Annotated in this window: 2 protein-coding genes; both read right to left on the bottom strand. The window is 39.0% G+C overall.

The annotated features are described in order from the left end of the window. Positions 1 to 4,080: SpvB/TcaC N-terminal domain-containing protein (locus DRF57_RS23280; RefSeq protein ID WP_185145888.1), on the bottom strand; the 4,080-nt coding region annotated here is incomplete at its 3' end. A 4-nt stretch (positions 4,081 to 4,084) separates the two neighbouring features. After that, a complete protein-coding gene (locus DRF57_RS23275; protein ID WP_241508048.1) occupies positions 4,085 to 4,543 on the bottom strand; it encodes a hypothetical protein in 459 nt (152 codons plus the stop codon). Between the last annotated feature and the right edge of the window lie 814 nt (positions 4,544 to 5,357).

Below are 5,357 nucleotides of genomic sequence, written 5' to 3'. Positions count from 1 at the left end.
TTTATAGATCCCGTTAGAAGGGTCATTAAATTCTGATTTCCTTCCCCATGCATCATATTTAGTACTCACTGTATTTTCTTCATAAGCAGCTATTGTTTGCTGTCCGGCAGCATTATATTTGAATTTAACAATTCCTCCCTTATCTGTTGAAGAGATCATATTTCCTAAAGCATCAGCAGTTTTGGAAGTTGTTCTTCCATACCCGTTAATTTCCTTAACGGTCGTTGTCAATCCTGAAACAGTGGTTTCCGTTTGCTTACCAGTAAATGAAGTGGCTGTTACTTTGGCAGGATATACAGAGTCATCGTAAGCAATAGTATTAAATTGACCCGGGCTCTGCCCGTCAAAATAAGGCTCAGATTCCCTGATTTTTCTACCTAATACATCATAAAAGGTTTCTTTAGATACAAATTGTCCCTGCCCAAAGGCTTTAGTGGTTGTTTTATATTCCTGCCCCAATTTATTGGTGAAGACTTTTGATATATTACCATCAGGGTCGTTTTGAGTAACTGTTACATTGGCATTAGCATCCCTTTCATAGGTATAGCTGGCTGTTCCCTGTAAATTGGTTGTGGAAGTGAGCAATTTGCCCCAACCGTCATAGATATTGATTAGGGTATTTCCTAACGGGTCTGTCTGGGTTAATATCTGCCCCTGATCATTATAGGTAATCTGGGTTTCTAATCCAAAATTATCTGTTTGTTTAATGGCAAACCTTCCTTTGCTTTCATATTCTGTCTTCGTGGTCTGGGTCCCGGCATCTGTACTATTGCTTATCATTTTCTGGGTGAGATTTCCGAAACCGTCATAGCTGTAGGTATCCAATATATGGGCTGTATTATTTTCATTCCATTTTTTTATCGTTTTTATACGGTTGTTTTCATAAGTATACTCCTCTTTACCTGACTTGGTATCATTATATGCCTTAATAACCTCAGTTTTGGATGTTGGGCGTCCTATATAGTAGTCAGCTCCGGCACCAGAAGGATTGTTATTATATTCATAGGTGGTGGTCGTTTCGGCAAGACTGGAGTTAATCTTCGAGAGACTTTGTACCGGAAGATAATATGCTCCATACGTAATGGTGCTCTCGGCAGTAGCGTTTGTTAAGAAATCTTTTCCTTTGCTTGTTTTTGGAACAATCGCTGTTACCACTTTAGCTTTATCGGCATCAGGCACAGTTGCTACAACCTGACTGTTTAATAGTTTATCAATCTGATAGGTTGTAGACTTAAAGCTTAATAACTGGGTGTTGTTTTCTGAAACATCTGCCGGGAATATTTTAGTCTCGTCGTTAGTTCTGATTGACCATTCTTTTATCGGAACTCCATCATTCACAGGATCAGTTTCAACTCCTGACCATATTTTTGTATTTTCAAAACCATCAGCATACCATGACGAGCGGGCTGTTTTTCTGAAACCCACCATACCTTTTCCAAGGATATTGGAGGTAAGCCCTCTATACCTGAAGTCCTGCTTTAATTTTTTATCCGATGTCGTGCTCCGGGTAAGACCGGAAACAACATAAATTCCCTTTGACTGGCTGATTTCCACATAGGGATAGCTTTCTGTTTTAGCGCCATCATATAGTCCCGGATTTGCCTTTTTATCCAATTGTTTATAGGTGATATCCGTGATAACTCCTCCTTGCGAAATACTTGTGACACGAGCATTCATGGCAATGTCAAAATATCGGCGGTATACTACGCCTTGTTTCTCTTCAACATTATTATTGAGGGGTAGTGCAGAAGCGAAAACAAATCTTCCCAACATAGCACCGGTCCATACATCTACGGTTAAACCCATCCTATCGTTTGAACTTGGAGCCAATTCCGCATCAATATTACCGGAATTAAGGTAAAGAATGCTATAATCGTCACTAAAATAGCCGGTTCTTTGAAATGAAGGATTATGCCCTCCTCCGACAACAGTCCAAACATCAGCCCACGAATTCAAATATCTTGTGTATCTTACTGATTGGTTGTTGTCCTGAATATTGCTTTTTTCATAGTATCTACCTGATTCGAGAAGTATAAGCTCTGTCTTTCCATCATTATTAATATCAAAAGCTACAAAAGTCCGGGGATTGTGGATTTTGATATTGTCACCATCCTTAAATACCCTACGGGTTTTTTCGGGCCGCTCAAAAACTTTCGTTTCTTCCTTGAAGCCATTCCCTTTTGAAGTATACAGGTACCAAATGGCAGAGGTGCTTGTCCCAGGCATCATAATATCACTTAGTCCGTCCCCGTTAAAGTCTCCAACCAGGCTGTCTTCCCAATATCCCTTTATGGTCTCGTTGCTCGTAGGATTAAAATATGCTATGCTAGAATCGTACTTACCCTCAGCATTTTTCTTAAAAGTAATCAGTAGTGGTTTTTTATCCTGACTTAATTTCAGGAAATCAAACGTGCCATCTCCGTTAAAGTCACCCGCTCTATAAAGGGTAAACAGATCTTTATCTCTGTCTTCATAGTCCTCATAAAGATAAAGAGGATAATACCACCCGTTATTTTGAATAGATTCGTCAGGATCAATAACATAATACCTTCTGCTGTTATCACATGTAGACGGCAATCTGGCAGGTTCAACCGGAACTTGTGTACATGTTCTGTCACTGAGCTGCAAAACAAGTTCACTCAAACCATCCCCATTGAAATCAACATTTTTTAACCCTAAAACTGTTGTTCTTGTTCCATTATAGAAAGTTCCGACAGATTCGTCATAATCTGCATTGGGAATGGTCTTTTTATAATCCAGAACCAGTTGATTATCTTCTGAAAGGCTATAAAATGAAAGCTCCAGATCAGATTTGGATGTAGAAGGATTGGTAACCTTTTTTTGTGTGACAAATCCTTGTCGGTTACGGATAAGGCCATTCTTTTTTAAATTGACTACCACAGCATTGTACAAATCTGATAAAGAATTTCCTATGAATACAGGACCTTCACGATAAGGCTCAGTCTCATAAAAGTTACTATACAGGTATAGGCCTATTTGTGGTATTTTGGCCGATGTCGTTGAATGGTATCTTATGAGATCAAGATTACCATCACCGTTAAAATCGCCCACTACATCAGTACTACTATCAGGCCTTAATGTACTAGTATACCTCCAGCCACTATTTAATGATTGCTCATAAGTAAAAAGAACCGGATTCGCTTCCTCATTATTACTGTTTACAACCGTTATTTTATCCACATATCTGTATGCAGTTTCCTGAAGGTCTTTTTTATAGGATATATTATACCTTTTGTACATCGTGCTACCTATCCACACCACGACAGATTCAAGCAGTTTTGGCTGGGCAAATTCAACCCCTTTTATATAGGCTGTTTCAGGTATTGGCCTATCTCCAAAAAGAAACTCAATTTTATTAGAATGTGGAGTATTTTTTATTTCATTTCCTCCCCATTCAACACTCCCTATCAATGAAATATTTCCATCGGCAATATAACTATAAGTAACATAGTTTCCATTGATATCTATTGACTTTACAATATTATAGTCTATGGGAGTTCTTGCCGGGTTGTTCCCTGGAGCGGTGGCTCCATACCAGGCCCGGGACCCATCAGGGGAGGTAACTTCCCAATATTCAGGGCCCTGCCACGGTTGTCCTGAAACTGACCCCACAGACTTTATCTTTACATTAGAATACTTCTCCGTTACATATTCTGCACCATCTTTTCCGTATTCTCCGGATTTTAAAATGAGCCTTTGTCCGTTAAAGCTGTAATAGTCCGTGTAATCAAGCTGTACTCCTTTTGTAACGCCATCTTTTTCAAGATTTTTTCCAACCCGAGATATTGATGTTGCTCCCGAGACATTCCAAGCATATCCTGCCAGGCCATTTCTGGCCCCACTTACATAAGTCAGACTGATATTGGGTGCCACTTTTTGAACTCCGGGAGGAGTCTCAATCGCTAATGTATATTGAAGCTGCCCCGCCTGGGTCACTTCTATATTTCCTTTGGTATCATGAAACTTCTGTCCTGACGCCGTCTGCGAAAATCCTAATATTGAAATACAGGATACTATAATGGAGAAAAATAATTTTCTTTTATTGTTATTGTATTTCATAGCATTATCTTTTAGTGATGTTTTTACTGAAAGCCCTTCCGTCCTTTAGCGTAAAGCGCAGTACATATACGCCCCAGTCATAGCCTGTCATATTAATCTTCAGCTGCCTGTTAAGATCAGGTAAATTCTGCTGCTGAAATTTCCAGTGGACGGTGCTGTGCTGGTATAAAGAGACGGATTCTATGAGTCCGTCTGCCTGCTCTGTCCAGTCGATCGTTAAAACATCGCTGACCGGAACAGGATACAGGCGAATCTGTTCCCAGAATGTTTTTTCATCCATCAGCTGTGATCCCGCTAAAGAAGATGTTTTGGATTGTTCAGAAGCCTGTCTGGCTGCGGAGTCAGGACCCCGGTACCGTTGATTCCCGGCCTCGTCATACTTAAAGTAAACTTCTGTTACCTGGGCATACGATAGTCCCAGGGAAGCGCATAAGAGTGATGCGCTTAAATAGATCTTTTTCATTGTGTTAAATATTGTGTTAATATAAAAAGTAAAATAAATCCCTATAAAGAGAATAATATTTTATGCAGTTTTGCCTACAGGATATGTTATCCTGAATGATAGAATACTTTCATACAAGCTTATTTTTGAAAAATGGTGTTTAGCCTGATTAAAAAATCAGGTTTTGCAATCGATAGTCTTTAGAGACCTTAAGGCTTTTAAAGCCCTGCACGAAATAAATAAGGAGACTCCTTACGCCGTACATACAAGAAATTAAGTGTAATAACCGAATTTCTTTTTCCTCATTTGTTATTGTTTTTTTCCTCAGGTGAACTTACACATTGTATAAGAACTCTGAAATACGTAAAATCCCTGTATTCTACATCCGGGGTTTTACGGATAAAGTCAAAATTGTATTCATACTTTTTCATTTCGTGTCTTTAATTTTTCAATTTCTTCTCTTAAAAGCAAAGTTATAATTGCATAGCGTCAGAACCTGTCGTATTTATCACCAATTGTTCTTCGGGAAAATTTAATATTGGAAAAGCAAAAGGCGCGGAACTGAAGCCAATCCGACAAAGAGGTACTGCGAAGAACCCTGTATCCAGAAAGACTCAGCCCGCGCCCGTATAAAGGCACGGGCGTAAGTCTATCTTTTTTGGATACATATAGAAGATTCGCAGTTTTCTTTGTCCAAATCGATAGCTTACGCTTGTGTTATCGTAAAAAATTATAGGCCAAATGTAATAAATATTTTTTGAACTACATCCCCGTATTTTTACGGAACGTATAAATTCATTGATGAGAAACAATCCCAACTTGCACAAAATGAGAA

This window comes from Chryseobacterium rhizosphaerae, assembly GCF_003385455.1.
In the GTDB taxonomy this organism is placed as follows: domain Bacteria; phylum Bacteroidota; class Bacteroidia; order Flavobacteriales; family Weeksellaceae; genus Chryseobacterium; species Chryseobacterium rhizosphaerae.
This window is presented reverse-complemented; position numbering and strand designations above follow the sequence as displayed.

Coding starts and splice junctions, on each gene's coding strand:
- DRF57_RS23275 (WP_241508048.1), bottom strand. CDS start 4,543: ATGAAAAAGATCTATTTAAGCGCATCACTCTTATGCGCTTCCCTGGGA.